The following is a 15,841-nucleotide window of genomic DNA, read 5'->3' on the forward strand; positions in this document are numbered from 1 at the left end:
CCGCAAATTGTCCGAGCGTTGTTGCAAGTCGGACTCACATCTTTGTCTTGGCTGGTTATCTTGCCCCGGCGGTGGCTTACACCATAGCGACAGTACCACAGTACCGACCAAAAGATAATCTCACCCCGAAAATGCCGCCACGTGAAATCGCTCGTCAAAAATCTCGCTAAAAATTACCAGCCCTCAATCGAGCGTCAGCGAGATTTTTGCAATCAAAGCCATATTGGCCGCCTTCCACTCCGACGAGGGGAAGGCTATAGCCATCGTCGCGATGTCCTAAAACTCCTCCCATTCCGTTTCTTTTGCAGATAGAGCTGCGGATCCGTATGTCGCGAGAATAGTTGGAGCATTGCGCAGCTTGCGCCCTTGGGCAGGAGGCGCTGCGGACTGGATTGCATGTCTTGTTGATACCGCAGTGCGAGCCATCACATCATCGAACTTGAATTGATCAAGAAGCTCAAAGAGCGCAGCGGCTTCACGTGCGAGGCTGTGGCTTGCGGCGGTCTGTTCTTCGACCATTGCTGCATTCTGCTGAGTGCCTTGATCGACCATGTTTACGGCTTGATTGATCTCCGCAAGCGCAGTCGACTGTTCGCGTGCGGCTTCTACGATTGCAACCACATTGGTGTCGATCGCATGAACCTGGGTAGCGATCTCTTGCAGAGCGGATCCCGCTTTGGTCACGAGCGAAACACCGCTCTGGACATGGCCGCCGGATGCCGTGATCAAAGCCTTTATCTCCTTGGCGGCTGTCGCAGACCGTTGTGCGAGCTCGCGGACCTCCTGGGCCACGACTGCAAAACCCTTGCCGGCCTCACCTGCGCGCGCTGCCTCAACTCCAGCATTAAGGGCGAGAAGGTTTGTTTGAAAGGCGATCTCATCGATAACCCCGATGATGTTTGAGATTTCGCGCGATGAAGCCTCGATCTGATCCATAGCGCCAATGGCATCACGCACCACCGCGCCGGAATGCTCAGCATGCTCGCGCGTCCGGGTGACCAACCGACCAGCCTCTTCGGCCCGATGGCTCGAATCTTTTACTGTTGTGGTAATCTCTTCCAGTGCGGCAGCCGTCTGCTCGATGGAGGCAGCCTGTTGCTCAGTACGCTTGGCGAGGTCGTCGGCGGCAGCTTGGACCTGATTTGAACCCGATGAGATGGCCTGTGCATTGTCTGCTACAGTTGACATGGCCCGCTTCAGTTTTTCGGAGGCTTCATTGAAATCCGTCCGCAACCGCTCTAGCGAAGCGATAAAGGGTTTCTCAATCCTTTGCGATAGATCACCGTCCGCCAGATTGGTCAGGCAATTCGCCAGTGCTTCGACATTCTCGACGCGGCCGGTGACATCCGTTGCAAATTTAACGACCTTGAAAACCTTCCCATTGAGATCGAAGATCGGATTATAGGATGCTTGAATAAAAACCTTGCGACCGCCTTTGCCAATCCGCATGAATTCGTCGGCAACGAACTCGCCGGCGCTGAGCCTGGCCCAAAATTGTCGATAATCGCTGGTTCCCGTGTAGGCCGGTTCACAGAACATTGAGTGGTGCCTGCCCTGTATCTCTGCAAGCGTATAACCGAGTGCTGACAAGAAATTGTCATTGGCAGTCAGCACATCACCGGTCGGCGTGAACTCGATGATGGCCTGCGCTCGCGACAAGGCCTCGATCTTTCCGGCATCTTCAGCCGTTTTCAGCTTCTGAGCTGTGATGTCGGTCGCGATCTTGATGACCTTGATAGGTTTGCCTCGGCGAAAGACTGGGTTATAAGACGCCTCGATCCAGACTTCTTTGCCTCCTTTGCCAACGCGCTTGTATTGTCGTTGATCAAAATTGCCGGCGGCCAACTTGGCCCAGAAAGTCTTGTAGTCTGGGGATTGCGCATAGCTCCGCTCTACGAACATGCTATGATGTTTGCCGACAATCTCTGTGAGATCATAGCCAAGTGCACGGCAGAAGTTTTCGTTCGCGGTCAGAATTCGGCCCGTCAGATCGAACTCGATCATGGCTTGCGACTTTGACAGAGCAGCAAGTGCTGCAAGAGCGTTAGCACCACGACTTAGAATATTCACGTCCAATCCTCCGTTGGATGAATGCGGTTAGAGCCGAGCCGCAGGTGAATATTCGCACTGTCCCATTAATTGATGTTTAATTGTAATTTCGGTGTTCATCGGATCGAGCAGAGCTTCGAAACGTTACGCACTCTGGCGGCCTAATAATTCAGTCGATGGCGCCATTGATTATCATCCGCGACACGAACGTTTTCAAAAGGTCCGGATCGAAATGCCCGTGTGAACGGAACATCAGGTCAACAGCTTCCGCCTGCGACATGCTCCCCTTGTAGGGCCGCACGGTCGTCAGTGCGTCGTAGACATCGCAGATCGCCGCGACGCGGGCAACGAAGGGAATGTCGCGTCCCACTAGCTGCTTTGGATAGCCGGATCCGTCGAATTTCTCATGATGATACAGACAAATATCGAGAACTGCCTCGGGCATGTCATCGATCTGCGCGGCTATCTCATAGCCTCGTTCGGGGTGGGTTCGGATGATAGCAAGTTCTTGCACCGTTAGTTGGCCGGGCTTTCGCAAAAGATCGACGGACAAGGCCGTCTTGCCAAGATCATAAACAAGGCCACCCAAGCCTAACAACCGTATTGCATCCTCACCCATCGCAAGGCTGCGACCGAACGTGACCATCAACGCACTCACGGCGTCGGATTTGCCGAACGCAAGGGCACCGCATTTCAATTCGTGCCGGCGCATTAGCGCCGGTGATTTCGCCGACGGTCCTCATTGCCTGGGCTTTCCGATATCTTCCGCAGGAAGCTGCGGAGCTTCGACAGAAACATTTCCGGCTCGTCGAAGTGATCGCTTTGACGCGCTGTCACATCCCTTCGCTGCATCTCCTGCCCCCTGCGGGCCAGCAGCTCAAGGCTGTTGATGAGATCGGCCGTGACGCGATGGCATCGCTCACGCCCTTCCTTCAGGCAATAGGCGGTAACCGACGTCAGGGCGATCGCGGTCTCGGCATAGGGCGTCCCCGTGATCATGCCCCAGATATGGTCCGGCAAGATCGGATCGGCGGCCGACACATGGGTTTGATCTCGCGCAAGGCGAGATGAACGACCCGTCGGTATATTTAGGTGTCATATGACTTGAAGAGGACACATCATGATCGGGTGGCTCGTTCGCATACTTATGTTGGGTGCCGGTATTGTCGCCGGTTGGTTCGTGCCGCGCGATCAGCTCGGTTACACGATCGTTCAGTTCGTCGTTCTGCTGTTGCTGGTTCTGGTGATATCGGTTGTGCTGCTGTATTTTCCAATTCACCGTGGACGCACCAAGCGTCCTCCGCCCAAGAACCTGAATGACGGCTAGCCGAGTTGGTCGGCGCAGGAATTCCCAAGACGGGGTAAATCAGGATTCGGTCCAGGGATGGCAAAGAAACGGATCTCCTCCCCCGAGCATGCCGAGTCCGAAACGCTATCATCTCCCCTTGGTCGAATAGGCAAACCGAAGGTCAGATAATCCGCCTGAAACTCATCAAGCGTCACATGTACAGACGTGCAAAGCTCGATCTTCGGCAGGCGCGATTAATCGACGCAACATGGGAGCTCCGCTTGAGCAATGGCCAACGCTCGGCTATGCGGCGGCGCTCGAGCACCAAATGTGAAACACCGGCCTTGCTCAGATGTTCACTCATGGCAACACCGGCCTGGCCGGCACCGACAACGAGCGTGTCCACGACTTCAACTGGCATGGCACTGTCCTTTTCCCCATCAGGGCTAGTTTGCTTGCTCTCCTCGCAGCTGTAGTGCACGTGCCCGGGATAGAAAATTACGTTTTCGTTTTGCAGTGATTAGGCTGGCACTAATCACAGACGGAGGACCTGCTCATGGCACCAGCGGTGTGGCCGTGTGCTTATCAACGACGCGCCGCATGCCTCCCGGCACCCTTCGGCGGCTTCAAGCAATCGGGCTTCGGACGGGAATTCGGCGTCTTCGGGCTGGAGGCTTTTCTCGAACCCCGCGCCCCGCTTGCCTGGAGACAGAAGGCCGCGCAGCTACAGGGCTGCGTGGCCTGATATTCAGTCATCTTCGAGGACCTTGCGGTCGAGGAAGTCGTGGATCATCGGCGCCATCACATCCAGCTTGTCTTCCAGTGCAAAATGTCCGGTATCCAGAAGGTGCATCTCAGCGTCCGGAAGATCACGAAGATAGGGATGCGCGCCTTCTGCCGGAAAGATCTTGTCATTCTTGCCCCAGACAATAAGGGTCGGCGGCTTGCGTTCGCGGAAGAAAGCCTGGAACTGCGGGTAGAGCGGCACGTTGGTGCGATAGTCATAGAAAAGATCGAGTTGGATATCCTTGTTGCCGGGACGGTCGAGCAGTGCTTGATCGTGAACCCAGTTGTCGGGGCTAATGCGGCTCAGATCGCTCATGCCGTCCGTGTACTGGAACTTTGTTGTTTCCAGGGTGACAAGGCCAGAAAGCGCCTCGCGATTGTTCCTAGATCCATCGGCCCAATATTTCTTGATCGGGTCCCAAAATGCCGTCAGACCTTCCTCATAAGCATTTCCGTTCTGCACGACGAGGGCGCTGACGCGATCGGGATGTTTCAGGGCGAGGCGGTAGCCGACCGGGGCGCCGTAGTCCATGACATACAAGGCGTATTTTTTCGCACCGAGCTTGTCGAGCAATCCATCGACGAGATCGGCATAGTGACCGAATGTGTAGGCGAATTTTGTGTGGTCAGGAGCGTCGCTCTCGCCGAAGCCCGGATAGTCCGGCGCGATGACACGGTAGCGGTCCGCAAGCAGCGGGATCAAATTGCGGAACATGTGTGAAGACGTCGGAAAGCCATGCAGCAGTAAAAGCACCGGACCGTCCTTCGGACCCGCCTCACGATAAAAGATGTTCACACCGTCGACCGCAACGGTGCGGTAGTGGACGGTAACGGCAGCTTGCTGGATGGTTGTTGGCGTTTCAGCTGTTGCCGCTGCGGCCATGGACAGAGGAGCGAAGCTTGCGGTTGCGAGCAGCAGGGTCAAGATCAGACGTTTCATGGCGGGTCTCCTTCGGGTTTGTGCGCCAGCACCGACTGGCTTGGAGACCAACATATCCAGCGTCGCGAAAACGATAATCCGTTCAATGCGGAAGTGATAATTGCGGTGGATGTAACAATCACTGCAGTTCACGAAAACTTGGACCTACTGGCCAGTTGCAGCATCCGAGCCAATTTTTCCCCTGAACGCCCGCCCCCAGTCCCGCATGGCCAACATGACGGGTGTTAGCGTTTTGCCGAATTCGGACAGGGCATACTCCACTCTAGGCGGGACCTCCGCGAAGACCGTGCGCTCGACAATCCCATGCGCTTCAAGTTGTCGAAGCTGGATTGTCAGAGAGCGTTGGCTGGGATCTCCCACTAGGCGCCGCAGTTCGCCAAACCGGCGGGGGCCATCCAAGAGCCGGAAGATAATCATCGGCTTCCACTTTCCACCAAGCACATCGACCGTGATTTCCACCGCACATCGATCGATGACATCCATAGCGAAGATCCAAGAGTGTACTTTTTATACCTATAGGCAAAAATATTGCCTACTTGCAACACGATGATCAGCCTCGGTAGGTGGACGGCATATCGAACGAGAGGAATCTGCCCATGAGAGCTGCATTTTACGACCGGCAGGGTTCAGCGCGGGACGTCCTGCAAATCGGCTTTCTGCCCGATCCCGAACCACAGTGTGGCGAAGTGCGGGTCAAGGTAGCAGTATCCGGTCTCAATCCGTCGGATGTAAAAAACCGCACCGGCTTTACCGGAGCGCCAATGCCCTTTGCCCGTATCGTCCCCCATCAGGATGCCGCGGGAACAATCGACAAGGTCGGGTCAGGGGTGCTGAACACCCTCATCGGTGAACGGGTGTGGGTGTACAAAGCGCAGACCGGCAAGGCATTCGGATCTGCCGCCGAATACGTGGTTGTGCCCGCCGCTCATGTGGTAAGGCTTGCGGATTCTGTCTCATTCGACACCGGTGCGTGTCTTGGCGTCGCTGCCATGACCGCGCATCGCTGCCTGTTCGCGGATGGTGATCTTCGAGGCAAGCGCGTGTTGGTCCAGGGAGGTGCGGGCGCCGTCGGTAACGCAGCCATTCTTCTTGCCAAATGGGCAGGCGCCTGGGTGGCCGCGACGGTCGGGCGCGACGAGCAGGCCGAGGTCGCCGGCGCCGCAGGTGCCGACCTGGTCATCAACCGGCATGAGGAAAACATCGCCGAAAAAGTCAAAGCCGCAACCAACGGCCAGGGCGTCGAGCACATCGTCGATGTCGATCTCGTGGCCAATATCGACGTTGCGGTCGCGTGCCTCGCTCGAGATGGCATTGCCGCGGCCTACGCGACCGAAGATGCGGGGGCGAGGCTGTCGATCCCGTTTATTCCGGCGTTGCGCGGCGGCTTGGCCTTTCGCTTCGTTTATTTCTACACCATGCCCGAGGTGAGCTTGCAAAAGGCGGCTGATGAAATCGCCGCCTGCGCAGCGTCCGGCGCTTACAGACCGACGATTGCCATGAAACTGCCGCTGGACCAGATTGTGGACGCGCATGAAGCGCAGGAAAACGGCAAAACCATCGGGAAAATCTTGATCGAGCTGTGATCGATCATTCCCAGCTCAGTTCAATAACCGGTTTTCCCGTAGGCGTTTGGCTGCCATATCGACGAAAGCCCGAACCTTGGCGGGCGCATGCCGTCCTTCCGGGTGGAGAATGTGGATGGGCATTGGCGGCTCTTCATAGTCGCTGAGCACGATCTGCAATTCCCCCGCCATGAGAGCCGGGCCGATCTGGTAGTGCAGGACTCGGGTTAGTCCCCAGCCTGAACGGGCGGCCGTGATGACGGCGTCGTTGGTGTTGCATTGTAGAAGCGGGTCGATGGTCACCCGCTGATCGTTTGCGAAACGCCATTCAGGCGAGGCCCAGGCGCTTGTGGAGGCGGCAACGCGATGATTCTTGAGGTCGGCCGGCGTGGTTGGAACGCCGTGGCTCTCGAAATAACTCGGGGAACCACAAATCACATGCCGTACCGCGCCGACCTTGATCGCGGAGAAACCAGAATCCCGTAGGTGGCCGATGCGAACCGCGACGTCCACCCCTTCTTCGACCATGTTGACGGGGCGATCGATGAACAGGGTCCTGGCGTGGATGGCCGGATAGGCATTCAGGAACTCGGTTACGATGGGCAGCACATACATCTGCCCGAACAATGCCGAGGCGGTGATGGCCAGCGTACCGGTTGGAGTGGCATAGGAGCCACCCGCAGCAGCCTCCGCTTCGGCGATATCCGCCAATATTCGGCGGCAATCCTCGAAATACCGTGTGCCTGCCTCCGTCATCTTGACGGAGCGTGTGGTGCGAACGAACAGGCGGGCGCCAATGAGATCTTCAAGCGCTGCGACCGCGCGGGTGACCGCCGGTGCACTCATGTGCATGTGGCGCGCGGTATCCGCAAAACTTCCGGTCTCCGCAACTTTGGCGAAAATCCGCATTGCCTGCCATCGATCCATTCGCCCCTCAAAGATTGCTCGTTGCTCTCACGCGACCGTCGGCCGGAAATGTATCAATCCCGAAACAGATCGAGCAAGACCATTTCGAGATTGATACCAATGACATGACTGGAAATGTCACGAAAGCTTGGCGGTGGCTATGCGGATCGCAACAGAGATTGGTCCCTATACGACACCACCAGTTTTTCGATGTCGGCATAGGTTTGGGCGTCGATACCGGCTTTCGAGGCCCGCTCGCGGTGCTTGGCGGTTGGTTCGAGCGCCACGGCTATCGCTCTGGAGAGCTGAAAATCGAAGCTCGAGCCCTTGCGGGCCATATCGATTTCAGCCCCAGTCATGCCGAGCGCCTTGGCGTCTTTTTCCTGCTGTTGGACAAAAATGGGATCGCCGCGTCCGGCGGTAAGCGCGAGCTCGATCGACAGCCGTGCCCGCACATCAAGCTTGAACCCTGCCATGGTGGCGGCCTCCTTGATCTGGACCCGGCGTTAGAAGCCGAAGTCGCTGAGGCCCGGGTGATCGTCCGGCCGGCGGCCGAGCGGCCAGCGGAACTTGCGCTCGGCTTCCGCAATTGGATGCTCATTGATGCTTGCATGGCGCGCGCGCATCAGCCCGTCCTCTGCGAATTCCCAGTTCTCGTTGCCGTAGGCCCGAAACCACTGGCCACTGTCGTCACGGTACTCGTAAGCATAGCGAACAGCGATACGGTTGCCTTGGAAGGCCCAAATCTCCTTGATCAGACGATAGTCGAGCTCCCGGTTCCACTTGCGCGTCAGGAAGGCTTCAGCCTCGGCGCGGCTGGTAACGAACTCGGCGCGATTGCGCCAGCGCGTATCGACGGTGTAGGCCTGCGCCACCTTGGCGGGATCGCGGCTGTTCCAGCCGTCTTCGGCAAGGCGAACCTTCTCGATGGCAGTCTGTTCATTGAATGGAGGAAGTGGTGGACGAGACATGGGTCGGTTCCTTAAAGGTTTGGAAGTGGATTGGGGGTGGCCGCCGTCGGCGACCACCGTCCGTTATTCATGCAGCGAGGCGGTCGATACGGGGGAAGTCGATTTCAGTTCCCAAGGCTTCGTTGACATAATTGGTGAAGGTGTTGAGCGCGACATGCGCAATGATCTCGAGGATATCAGCATCGCTGTAGCCGGCGGCGCGAACCTTTTCGATTTCGCCTGCTGCCACGGAGCCGCGGGCGTCGACAAGGGCGCGAGCGAATTCGACCGCGGCGGCGGCCTTCGGATCAGTCGAGGTGCCGCGGCGGTTCGCTTCGATCTCGCTCTCGTCCAGCCGGGCGAATTTTGTGGCGGTGTAGGTGTGTGCGGACAGGCAGTAATCGCAGCCATTGGCCTCGGCCATGGTGAGTGCAATCCGCTCGCGGGTGGCTGGGGCAAGCTTGCCCTTCGCCAATGCGCTCTGAAGGCCCGTCAGTCCGTTCAAAGCGGCCGGGCTGTTTGAGACCAGACGGAAGATATTCGGCACGGAGCCGATCTGCTTCTGGATGGTTTCAAGTATAGGACGGGACGCTTCCGGTGCATCATTGATCGTGGCGGGTGTGGGAATATGTGACATTTCTATCTCCTTGATTTGGTTGCGAAAGGCTGTCCCTTCGTCATAATGAGGATGCTCTGGTATTGCCTTGTGGTGAACGTCGAAAAGGCGGAAGATACTCTTGCGTCAAGCGCATCAATGCGGCGTGTCAGAGTTCGAGCTGGATGCGGTTTTCCTCATCAGTCTCCTGCTGTGCCGGAACGGCGCAGCACAACAGCACTTCGCCTTCGCCAATCGCTGCCGTCGGTTCCTTGACGTAAGTCACCGCGCCCTTGGTGAGCCTTGTGCGGCATGTTCCGCATGTGCCCTCCCGGCAGCTGAATTCCGGGTTCAGGCCGCGGGATTCCGCCAGCTCCAGCAGCGTGCCGGCTTCAGGCGTCCAGCGCGCTTCCTTCATCGATCCCATGAAGGCGACGGGCACTGGCCTGGTAGATGGTGGCCGGCGCGCGGGAACGGTCACTCCGGCGTCGAGGGTTCGTTTCAAGGAGGACGGGCCGAACGCCTCTGCGTGAATCCGGCCATCGGCGATATTGTAGCCTCGCAGCCCGTCATAGAGCGCCTGGGTGAACTGTGGTGGCCCGCAGACGTAGAAATCATAATCGTTGAACGGCAAGTGGCGGGACAGGAGCACCATGTCGATGTGCCCGATCGCATCGTAGTCAGCGAATTCTTCAGCACCGTTTGCGTCGCTCAAGACCCGGATCAGCTTGACGGCACCCTGCGCCGCATCGACAAGCTCGGCGAGTTCCCGGTCGAACGGGCGCTCCCGCCTAGACCGGGCCGCATGAAATAGAATGACAGGCCTGATGCGCTGCTTGCGCAACCCCTCGTAAACGACGTGGCGCAGCATGGCGAGCATGGGTGTGATCCCGACGCCACCGGCGAGCAGTACGGCCGGGCGGGTCGCGCGGGCATCGATGGTGAAATCGCCGGCCGGCGCCCGCGCTTCGATCGTATCGCCGACGCGGATGGCGTCGTGCAGATACTTGGACACCAGTCCCTCGCGTTTGACGCTGATGCGGTAGATGCCGTCGGACGGCGCCGCAGACAGAGTATAGGTTCGGATAACCGGCTTGTCGGCGCCTGGAATTCCAAGACGGATCGGCAGATGCTGGCCAGCCACGTGCGGCAATAGCCCCGCCCCGTCGCCCGGCTGCAGATGAAACGAGCGGATCGAGGCGCTTTCGTCGACGATCTTCGTTACGGTCAGGACACGCCACTGGGTGGCAAGCTCCGCCGCACGCAGCCGGTCGGCGGCCTGCGCCCAGTCGCCGGTCATCAGCGAATTGGCCGACCATCCATTTTCCCTGAAGGTCCAGCGCAGCGCGAGTGCGTTGCGCCGGCGAACGACCCGGCGAGCCTTGAAGGTCCATAGTCGTTCAGCGCCCTGGAAGGCGGCGATCTCCGGCGAGTCGAGGATGACTTCGGCGTCGCCCGACATCTGCAGCATGTCGCCATTTGCATAATCGACGAAGAGAAGCCCGGCCTTGCCATTTAGCAGGATGTTGCCGAGCGTAGAAAAAAAGAGATTGCCATCGAAATCCGGAATTGTCAGTGTCCCATCCGCGGCAATGCGAACGAAGCCAGCCTTGCCACCCCGGTGGGACACATCGACCTGACGGCGATCTTCGCGATCGACATAGGACGCCACGAAAAACGCATCTGCCGCTGTAACCATCGACCGCGCTTCAGCATCCAGTGCCGGCAGGTGCTCGACCGAGCCTGCGTATGGCTGGCCTGGCTCACGCACGAATTCGAATTCACGCAGCTGGATATAGCGTGGGCAGTTTCCAAAACTCTGGTCGACATCGACACAGACGCCCTCCGGTGAGCGGTAGACGATCCCGTTCATGCGGTTGCGACGCCGTGTGTGCATTTCCATGCCGAGCAAGCCGATCGGCTGTCCGTCCGAAACGCCTTCGCTTGCAGGATCGCTGGCATCGCTTCGGGCCGCGATCTCCAGAATGGTTGATGAAGGAGATGACATAAAGCCGGGGCGCCCTTCGAGGAAAGTTGCCCACGCATCGCCGCTTCCATCGACGCTGCCCAATACGATAAAGGGCAGCTGAGCATAGAAGTCGCGGTGTTGTTCCGGCATGAAATCACGGATAACGCGCTGACCGACGGCGGCCATACGCTCAGCGACGCCAACCTTCTCCTGAATGAAGGTCTCACCTTCGTGCCAGACCGGCAGTGTCTTCAACATATCGCCCATGTTCCGTCTCCCAAAAAAGAAGCACCGGGCGCGCGCCGTTGCACGCCCGGATCTCGCCTTCAAGCAGCCGCAAGGCCAACCGGCGTTTGAACGAAGGGGACGAAGCCCGGCAGGGCTTCGACACGGCGCAGATAAGCGTCGACCGCCGGATAGGCTGAAAGATCGACATTGCCTTCAGGCGCCCTGGCCACATAGCTGTAGATCGCCACATCCGCGATCGTCGGACCGGCACCAACCAGCCATTGGCGATCGGCCAGATGGCCTTCGAGCCTGCCGAGCAGCGTGTGGGCACGACCGATCACTTCTTCAGGATTGAACTTGGCGCCAAAGACGGTGATCAGCCGTGCGGCTGCCGGACCGTAAGCGACTTCGCCGGCGGAAACCGACAGCCAACGCTGGACGGCGGCAGAGCCCTGCGCGTCCTCTGGAAGCCAATCGGTGCGGGATGCCTTTTTGGCGAGATAGACCAGAATGGCATTGCTGTCCGAGATGACAACATCGCCGTCTACGAGCACCGGCACCTGGCCGAACGGGTTCAGCTTCAGGAATTCCGGCTTCTTGTGCGCGCCGGCCTTCAGATCGACCTCGACGAGTTCGTGCGGCAATCCAAGCAGCGAGACGAAGAGGCAAGCCCGGTGCGAATGTCCCGACAAGGGATGGTGATAAAGTTTCATGATGCGCTCCTGCGAAATTGTTGGACGGGTTCACTCCCAATCCGCATCTCGAAGGTGCCTCAACCGGTTGCCGATGAGAACGGCCGCGTTTCGCAGTTCATAATTACGGCTGACGCAATAATCACCGGCGACTGCGCGGCTGTCATTCGCGCAGAGTCGACGGGAGCCGTCGGGTCGGTGGTAAGCAGCACCAGGTCCGCATCCAAAATGGGCGGCAACCGCCCTATCTCCACTGCCCATCCGAGCATCGTCATGCTGAAGCACGAAGACTGGCGCGGTCAGCAGAAGATCGCGGATCTGCGCGACGACGAAACGAATGGATGCCGCCGCGTCTCCATTCTGTGCGGCAATGGCGGCGGGTTCCTGACGGAAGACCTGCGCCGGGCTGTCTCCCGCTCATGCCTGATCCGTCCCGGACTTACGCCTTGGTGGCGTTCTGTGCAGCCTCGAAGACTTGGCGCGCGGACGTCGTACCCTCTACGTGCTCTGTCCCCCCGGCTCCGAGGTCCATCCATCCTGCATTCACGGCCTCAAACATTTCTTCGGCGGGTCCGGTGCGGCCCTTCGGGATACCAAATTGCTCGAACGCTTCCGCCCACCCAGCACGCGGAATTGCAAGGGCTTTCACGTCGAGCTTCAGGACTTCACCCAATTGCTCTGCGACTTCGTCCGCGCTGACCATCGAACCAAGCTCGATGACGCGCTGTCCTGACCAGGCTGGCACGGTCAAAAGCGTTGCGACCTCCGCGCCGATGTCGGTCGTCGCGACCATGGTCGATTTTCGGTCTGTCGGATTGTAGTACACCGGTAGCGTTCCGCCCTGGGCGACGTGCAAGCCATAAAGGAAGTTTTCGAAGAATCCGCCAGCGCGCACAAAGGTGACCGGAGACGTCAAGTTGCGAAAGCCCTGCTCCAGAAGCGACAAGGCCGTGATCATCCCGAGTCCGCTGGTCCTGTCCGCACCCATCGATGAAAGCGCGACTGGGAGGCGTCACTCGGCATCCAGCGCAGTTGGTGGGATTAGAACCTTCGGCACCGCCTGCGAGTGACTAATCCTTTGAGTCGGCAGTCCTCTGCTAAACCAATGCCTCTAGACAATCCAGCATGTAAGTAAGCATCAACTAATGACCCCAGACACTGCCGAGTAAACAATTGCTTGCTTTGCCTGTCGGCATCGTGGCCCCCATGCCGATTCACACGCTGCAGATGAACCAGGACCATGGATCGAGATGAAGCGCTGTGGTTCTGTCGCAAACCGGGCACCAAGCTCAAACAACGGTTCCGGATATTCATTCGAAGATAGTTAATTTGTGAAAACAACTGTGCAAAGCAACAAATTTTACGGGATTTCTTAAGCCGATTTTTTTGGGCGCCTGTTTAGCTGACACAGCACTAAGAACGGGTATAACTCCGATATGATTCTACAACAGAGACATCCCTCCGCCACCATTTTCAAAGCCCTGCGGAGGGCCACGTTCGGCGCGCTGTTCGCCGTAGTCGGTTCCGTTGGTCTTTTACTTATATTAAACCTATTGATGCCGGATCGACCATTTTTGGTCGGATTTGTCGGTGCAGCACTTATTTCCGCATTTGTGTCCTTTCCGCTGCTTTTTGCGTTGCAGCTCAACAACGGCGTCGTCCGCAAGATGCAGGAAAACGTCACCCAGGCGGCGCGCTACGACAGCGTGACGAAGACCCTGAACGGCACCGCCTTTGCCGCGGCTGTCGAGCACTTTATCGATCGGCGCAAGCATGCCGCCACCGATGCCGGCGGCATCGTCATCGCAGTCATCGTCGATACGCTCGACGATATCGGCCGCCGCTACGGGCCGCAATGGGCCGACACCGTGATGCAATCGCTTGCCTCGATCATCCAGTCCTCGGTTCGTCGTGGCGATCTCGTGGCGCGGCTTGCCACCAACGAACTCAACATCTTCCTACCTGGCGCCAAGGTCGAGGACGCCCGCGACATCGGCACCCGCATCCGCACGGGCGTCTCCGCCGCCACCTTCAGCGCCGACGGCGCGCCGCTATCCGTCGCCATCCGCCTCGGCGGCACCTCCTTCGACGGCCCGGCCGACTTCAACCAACTCCGCCAACTCGCCGACCAAATGGCCTTCGAGCGCGGCGACGAGAGCGACGACATCCCGATCAGCGCGCTGCCGGCCGCATGAGGCTGGCGGTCCCACCGACGCGGCTGCGGCGGCCTGGGCCCAAACGGCGAGACCCGTCTTTGATGCGGCGTCAAAGCCAGCTAGGATCTCGGTTGTCCCTCTGGATCCGCCGAGGCCGATCAGGCCTCGAGGGATAAGATATCGGTGTGGGGTCTCGTTAAACGGCCTTCATGACGGAAACCTCGCTTTCAACGCCCGCCGTCACATATTTCTACATCGCGACGATGGCCGTTTCCTAAGGCGCCCCTGGTTGCGCCTTACGCCGATCGAGATTGTCGCGCGATTTGGCTCTATTTCCGCTTCAATGTCAGCCTGCGCGAATTCGAAAAATCAATGCTCGCTCCCGGGCACGGTCGAGCAGTGGTCAGAGATCTGAGTCGGATGCATTGGCATAGCGAAGAGCACGGGCGGCACCTCTACACCCGCGAGGAATAAAGTTGTGCCATGAATCTTTTGCACATCCAATTGGCGATGCCGTCGCCTTTGGCCGTCATCTGCCTGACACTTTTAGGCGCAATACGCACGTCCAGCCGAACGTTCGGAAGTACCGCCGACCTCGTCATGCCTTGGTACGATACCTGACTGATGCTGGCATCGGGTGCCGAGAAGTCCACCAACCGGAGCAGCGCTTGTGCCGACGGCACAATCGTCCTGGACCCATGACACTCATTCGTCACCTAATCCTATGTCTCGAACGGAAAGAGCGCGGCCTTCATACGGTCGCTTCTCTGTCGCGACGCATATAAGCATAGACAACGCGGCGCTCGATCTCCGTCCTCGCGGCCGTTTCGCGGCAAGCGACGTCGTAAGCATAGGCCGCACTTTCCAAGACCGTGCCACCCTGGACGATCATGCCGGCGGCGGCGAGCGCGCTACTCGTCGCGTGTGCCAAGCCTTGGCAGCAGATAGGGTCGAACGCGCAAGCTGCATCGCCAATTGCAATCCATCGGTGGCCTGCCGTCGGCGTGAGCCGCCGGGCGGACGCATCGACCATGTCCACTCTGACTTGGCCGCGCCGCGGCGCGGCGATGCGCCAAGCGTCGCGGCGGCCCTGTGGCCCTGTCATCGTGTAGCGCCAGCCCTCGGTGTCCCCCATGAAGTGCAGCCAAGGATCAGGGGCTTCATCATGGATGAATCGCTCGGCGAGTAGGCGCTCCAAAGTTGTGACCTTGGCGCCAAGTCGGCGGGCGGCGGATGCAGCTCGGCCGCTGGCATCGATTATCGTCTGCGCACCGACACGCGTGGACCTATCTGTCGCCGCGATCCGCAGCGTGAAGAGGTCGTCGCAATCATCCTCGATTGCCACAAGGCGGCCGCGCAGATGACATGCGCCCGATGCGATGGCAGCCGTTCTGATTGCAGCGTCGAAGCTGGGTCGGTGGACCGCAAAGCCGTGCCCGCCCGGCTGCGAAATGAAGTCGTGCCGGTCTTCAACCGCACCTTGGCGAATGATACCCAGGCACGGCACCGCGATGATCGGATCGTCGAGCACAGATCCGAGGCCGCAGGCGCGGAAGGCCATGGAAGCACGAGGCGGCAGCATCTCCACGCGGTCTGGCGAAGGCCGGTCGTCGTCGAGCATAAGGACAGCTTTGCCTTTGGCCGCGAGGAGGTAGGCGGCCATCGCCCCCGCAGGTCCGGCACCGATCACTGCGATGAGCCCTCGTTCGGCTTTCATCAT

16 protein-coding genes and 2 pseudogenes are annotated in these 15,841 nt (G+C 58.9%); 4 read left to right on the forward strand and 14 right to left on the reverse strand.

Annotated elements, in window-relative coordinates; translation table 11 throughout:
• Nucleotides 1-276 precede the first annotated feature (276 nt).
• From GA0061101_RS29965 to GA0061101_RS29975, 3 genes are all read right to left on the reverse strand, one after another.
• On the reverse strand, nucleotides 277-2,070 hold the full coding sequence (locus GA0061101_RS29965; protein ID WP_037199392.1) for a methyl-accepting chemotaxis protein: 1,794 nt from the start codon (nucleotides 2,068-2,070) through the stop codon (nucleotides 277-279).
• 148 nt (nucleotides 2,071-2,218) lie between these two features.
• A complete protein-coding gene (locus GA0061101_RS29970; RefSeq protein WP_051964050.1) occupies nucleotides 2,219-2,761 on the reverse strand; it encodes an HD-GYP domain-containing protein in 543 nt (180 codons plus the stop codon).
• Nucleotides 2,761-3,090, reverse strand: a complete 330-nt coding sequence (locus tag GA0061101_RS29975; protein ID WP_037199395.1) for a hypothetical protein — start codon at nucleotides 3,088-3,090, stop codon at nucleotides 2,761-2,763. Before GA0061101_RS29975 ends, GA0061101_RS29970 begins: the two co-directional genes overlap by 1 nt.
• Before the next feature lie 79 nt (nucleotides 3,091-3,169).
• On the opposite strand from GA0061101_RS29975, the gene GA0061101_RS29980 reads away from it, so the two are divergent.
• Complete coding sequence (locus GA0061101_RS29980; RefSeq protein WP_037199397.1) at nucleotides 3,170-3,376, forward strand: hypothetical protein; 207 nt, start codon at nucleotides 3,170-3,172, stop codon at nucleotides 3,374-3,376.
• Between the two features lie 220 nt (nucleotides 3,377-3,596).
• Here GA0061101_RS29980 and GA0061101_RS38935 read toward each other — a convergent pair.
• Nucleotides 3,597-3,758, reverse strand: a pseudogene (locus GA0061101_RS38935) (FAD-dependent monooxygenase); the annotation flags it as partial.
• A gap of 151 nt (nucleotides 3,759-3,909) precedes the next feature.
• On the opposite strand from GA0061101_RS38935, the pseudogene GA0061101_RS38940 reads away from it, so the two are divergent.
• A pseudogene (locus tag GA0061101_RS38940) lies at nucleotides 3,910-4,082 on the forward strand (aldehyde dehydrogenase family protein); the annotation flags it as partial.
• Nucleotides 4,083-4,085: 3 nt separating this feature from the next.
• Here the strand turns inward: GA0061101_RS38940 and GA0061101_RS29990 are convergent.
• Nucleotides 4,086-5,063, reverse strand: coding sequence for an alpha/beta fold hydrolase (locus tag GA0061101_RS29990; protein ID WP_037199401.1), 978 nt, complete (start codon nucleotides 5,061-5,063; stop codon nucleotides 4,086-4,088).
• A 144-nt stretch (nucleotides 5,064-5,207) separates the two neighbouring features.
• Nucleotides 5,208-5,546, reverse strand: coding sequence for a winged helix-turn-helix transcriptional regulator (locus GA0061101_RS29995; protein WP_037199402.1), 339 nt, complete (start codon nucleotides 5,544-5,546; stop codon nucleotides 5,208-5,210).
• Nucleotides 5,547-5,659: 113 nt separating this feature from the next.
• Between GA0061101_RS29995 and GA0061101_RS30000 the strand changes: the two genes are divergently transcribed.
• Nucleotides 5,660-6,646, forward strand: coding sequence for an NADPH:quinone reductase (locus GA0061101_RS30000; RefSeq protein ID WP_092576561.1), 987 nt, complete (start codon nucleotides 5,660-5,662; stop codon nucleotides 6,644-6,646).
• Nucleotides 6,647-6,661: 15 nt separating this feature from the next.
• Here GA0061101_RS30000 and GA0061101_RS30005 read toward each other — a convergent pair whose 3' ends face one another.
• The 7 genes from GA0061101_RS30005 to GA0061101_RS30035 form a co-directional block, all read right to left on the reverse strand.
• Nucleotides 6,662-7,552: a LysR family transcriptional regulator gene (locus GA0061101_RS30005; protein ID WP_037199408.1), complete on the reverse strand. Its 891-nt coding sequence runs from the start codon at nucleotides 7,550-7,552 to the stop codon at nucleotides 6,662-6,664.
• A 137-nt stretch (nucleotides 7,553-7,689) separates the two neighbouring features.
• On the reverse strand, nucleotides 7,690-8,007 hold the full coding sequence (locus tag GA0061101_RS30010; RefSeq protein WP_245297608.1) for a hypothetical protein: 318 nt from the start codon (nucleotides 8,005-8,007) through the stop codon (nucleotides 7,690-7,692).
• 30 nt (nucleotides 8,008-8,037) lie between these two features.
• Nucleotides 8,038-8,502 (reverse strand): nuclear transport factor 2 family protein, encoded by a 465-nt coding sequence (locus tag GA0061101_RS30015; RefSeq protein WP_037199410.1) that lies wholly within the window; start codon nucleotides 8,500-8,502, stop codon nucleotides 8,038-8,040.
• Nucleotides 8,503-8,569: 67 nt separating this feature from the next.
• Nucleotides 8,570-9,118 carry a carboxymuconolactone decarboxylase family protein gene (locus GA0061101_RS30020; RefSeq protein WP_037199412.1) on the reverse strand — a complete coding sequence of 183 codons (549 nt, stop codon included), beginning with the start codon at nucleotides 9,116-9,118 and terminating at the stop codon, nucleotides 8,570-8,572.
• A 127-nt stretch (nucleotides 9,119-9,245) separates the two neighbouring features.
• The gene (locus tag GA0061101_RS30025; RefSeq protein WP_037199413.1) at nucleotides 9,246-11,312 is read right to left on the reverse strand and encodes a 2Fe-2S iron-sulfur cluster-binding protein; all 2,067 of its coding nucleotides are present in this window, start codon (nucleotides 11,310-11,312) and stop codon (nucleotides 9,246-9,248) included.
• 59 nt (nucleotides 11,313-11,371) lie between these two features.
• A complete protein-coding gene (locus GA0061101_RS30030; protein ID WP_037199415.1) occupies nucleotides 11,372-11,986 on the reverse strand; it encodes a glutathione S-transferase family protein in 615 nt (204 codons plus the stop codon).
• A 418-nt stretch (nucleotides 11,987-12,404) separates the two neighbouring features.
• Nucleotides 12,405-12,923: a Rossmann-fold NAD(P)-binding domain-containing protein gene (locus GA0061101_RS30035; RefSeq protein ID WP_245297612.1), complete on the reverse strand. Its 519-nt coding sequence runs from the start codon at nucleotides 12,921-12,923 to the stop codon at nucleotides 12,405-12,407.
• A 616-nt stretch (nucleotides 12,924-13,539) separates the two neighbouring features.
• Between GA0061101_RS30035 and GA0061101_RS30040 the strand changes: the two genes are divergently transcribed.
• Nucleotides 13,540-14,160: a GGDEF domain-containing protein gene (locus GA0061101_RS30040; RefSeq protein ID WP_245297609.1), complete on the forward strand. Its 621-nt coding sequence runs from the start codon at nucleotides 13,540-13,542 to the stop codon at nucleotides 14,158-14,160.
• A gap of 712 nt (nucleotides 14,161-14,872) precedes the next feature.
• Here GA0061101_RS30040 and GA0061101_RS30045 read toward each other — a convergent pair.
• Entirely contained in the window at nucleotides 14,873-15,841 is a 969-nt protein-coding gene (locus tag GA0061101_RS30045) for an NAD(P)/FAD-dependent oxidoreductase (RefSeq protein WP_037199419.1), read from the reverse strand.

Source organism: Martinezella lusitana, assembly GCF_900094565.1.
In the GTDB taxonomy this organism is placed as follows: Bacteria; Pseudomonadota; Alphaproteobacteria; order Rhizobiales; family Rhizobiaceae; genus Rhizobium; species Rhizobium lusitanum.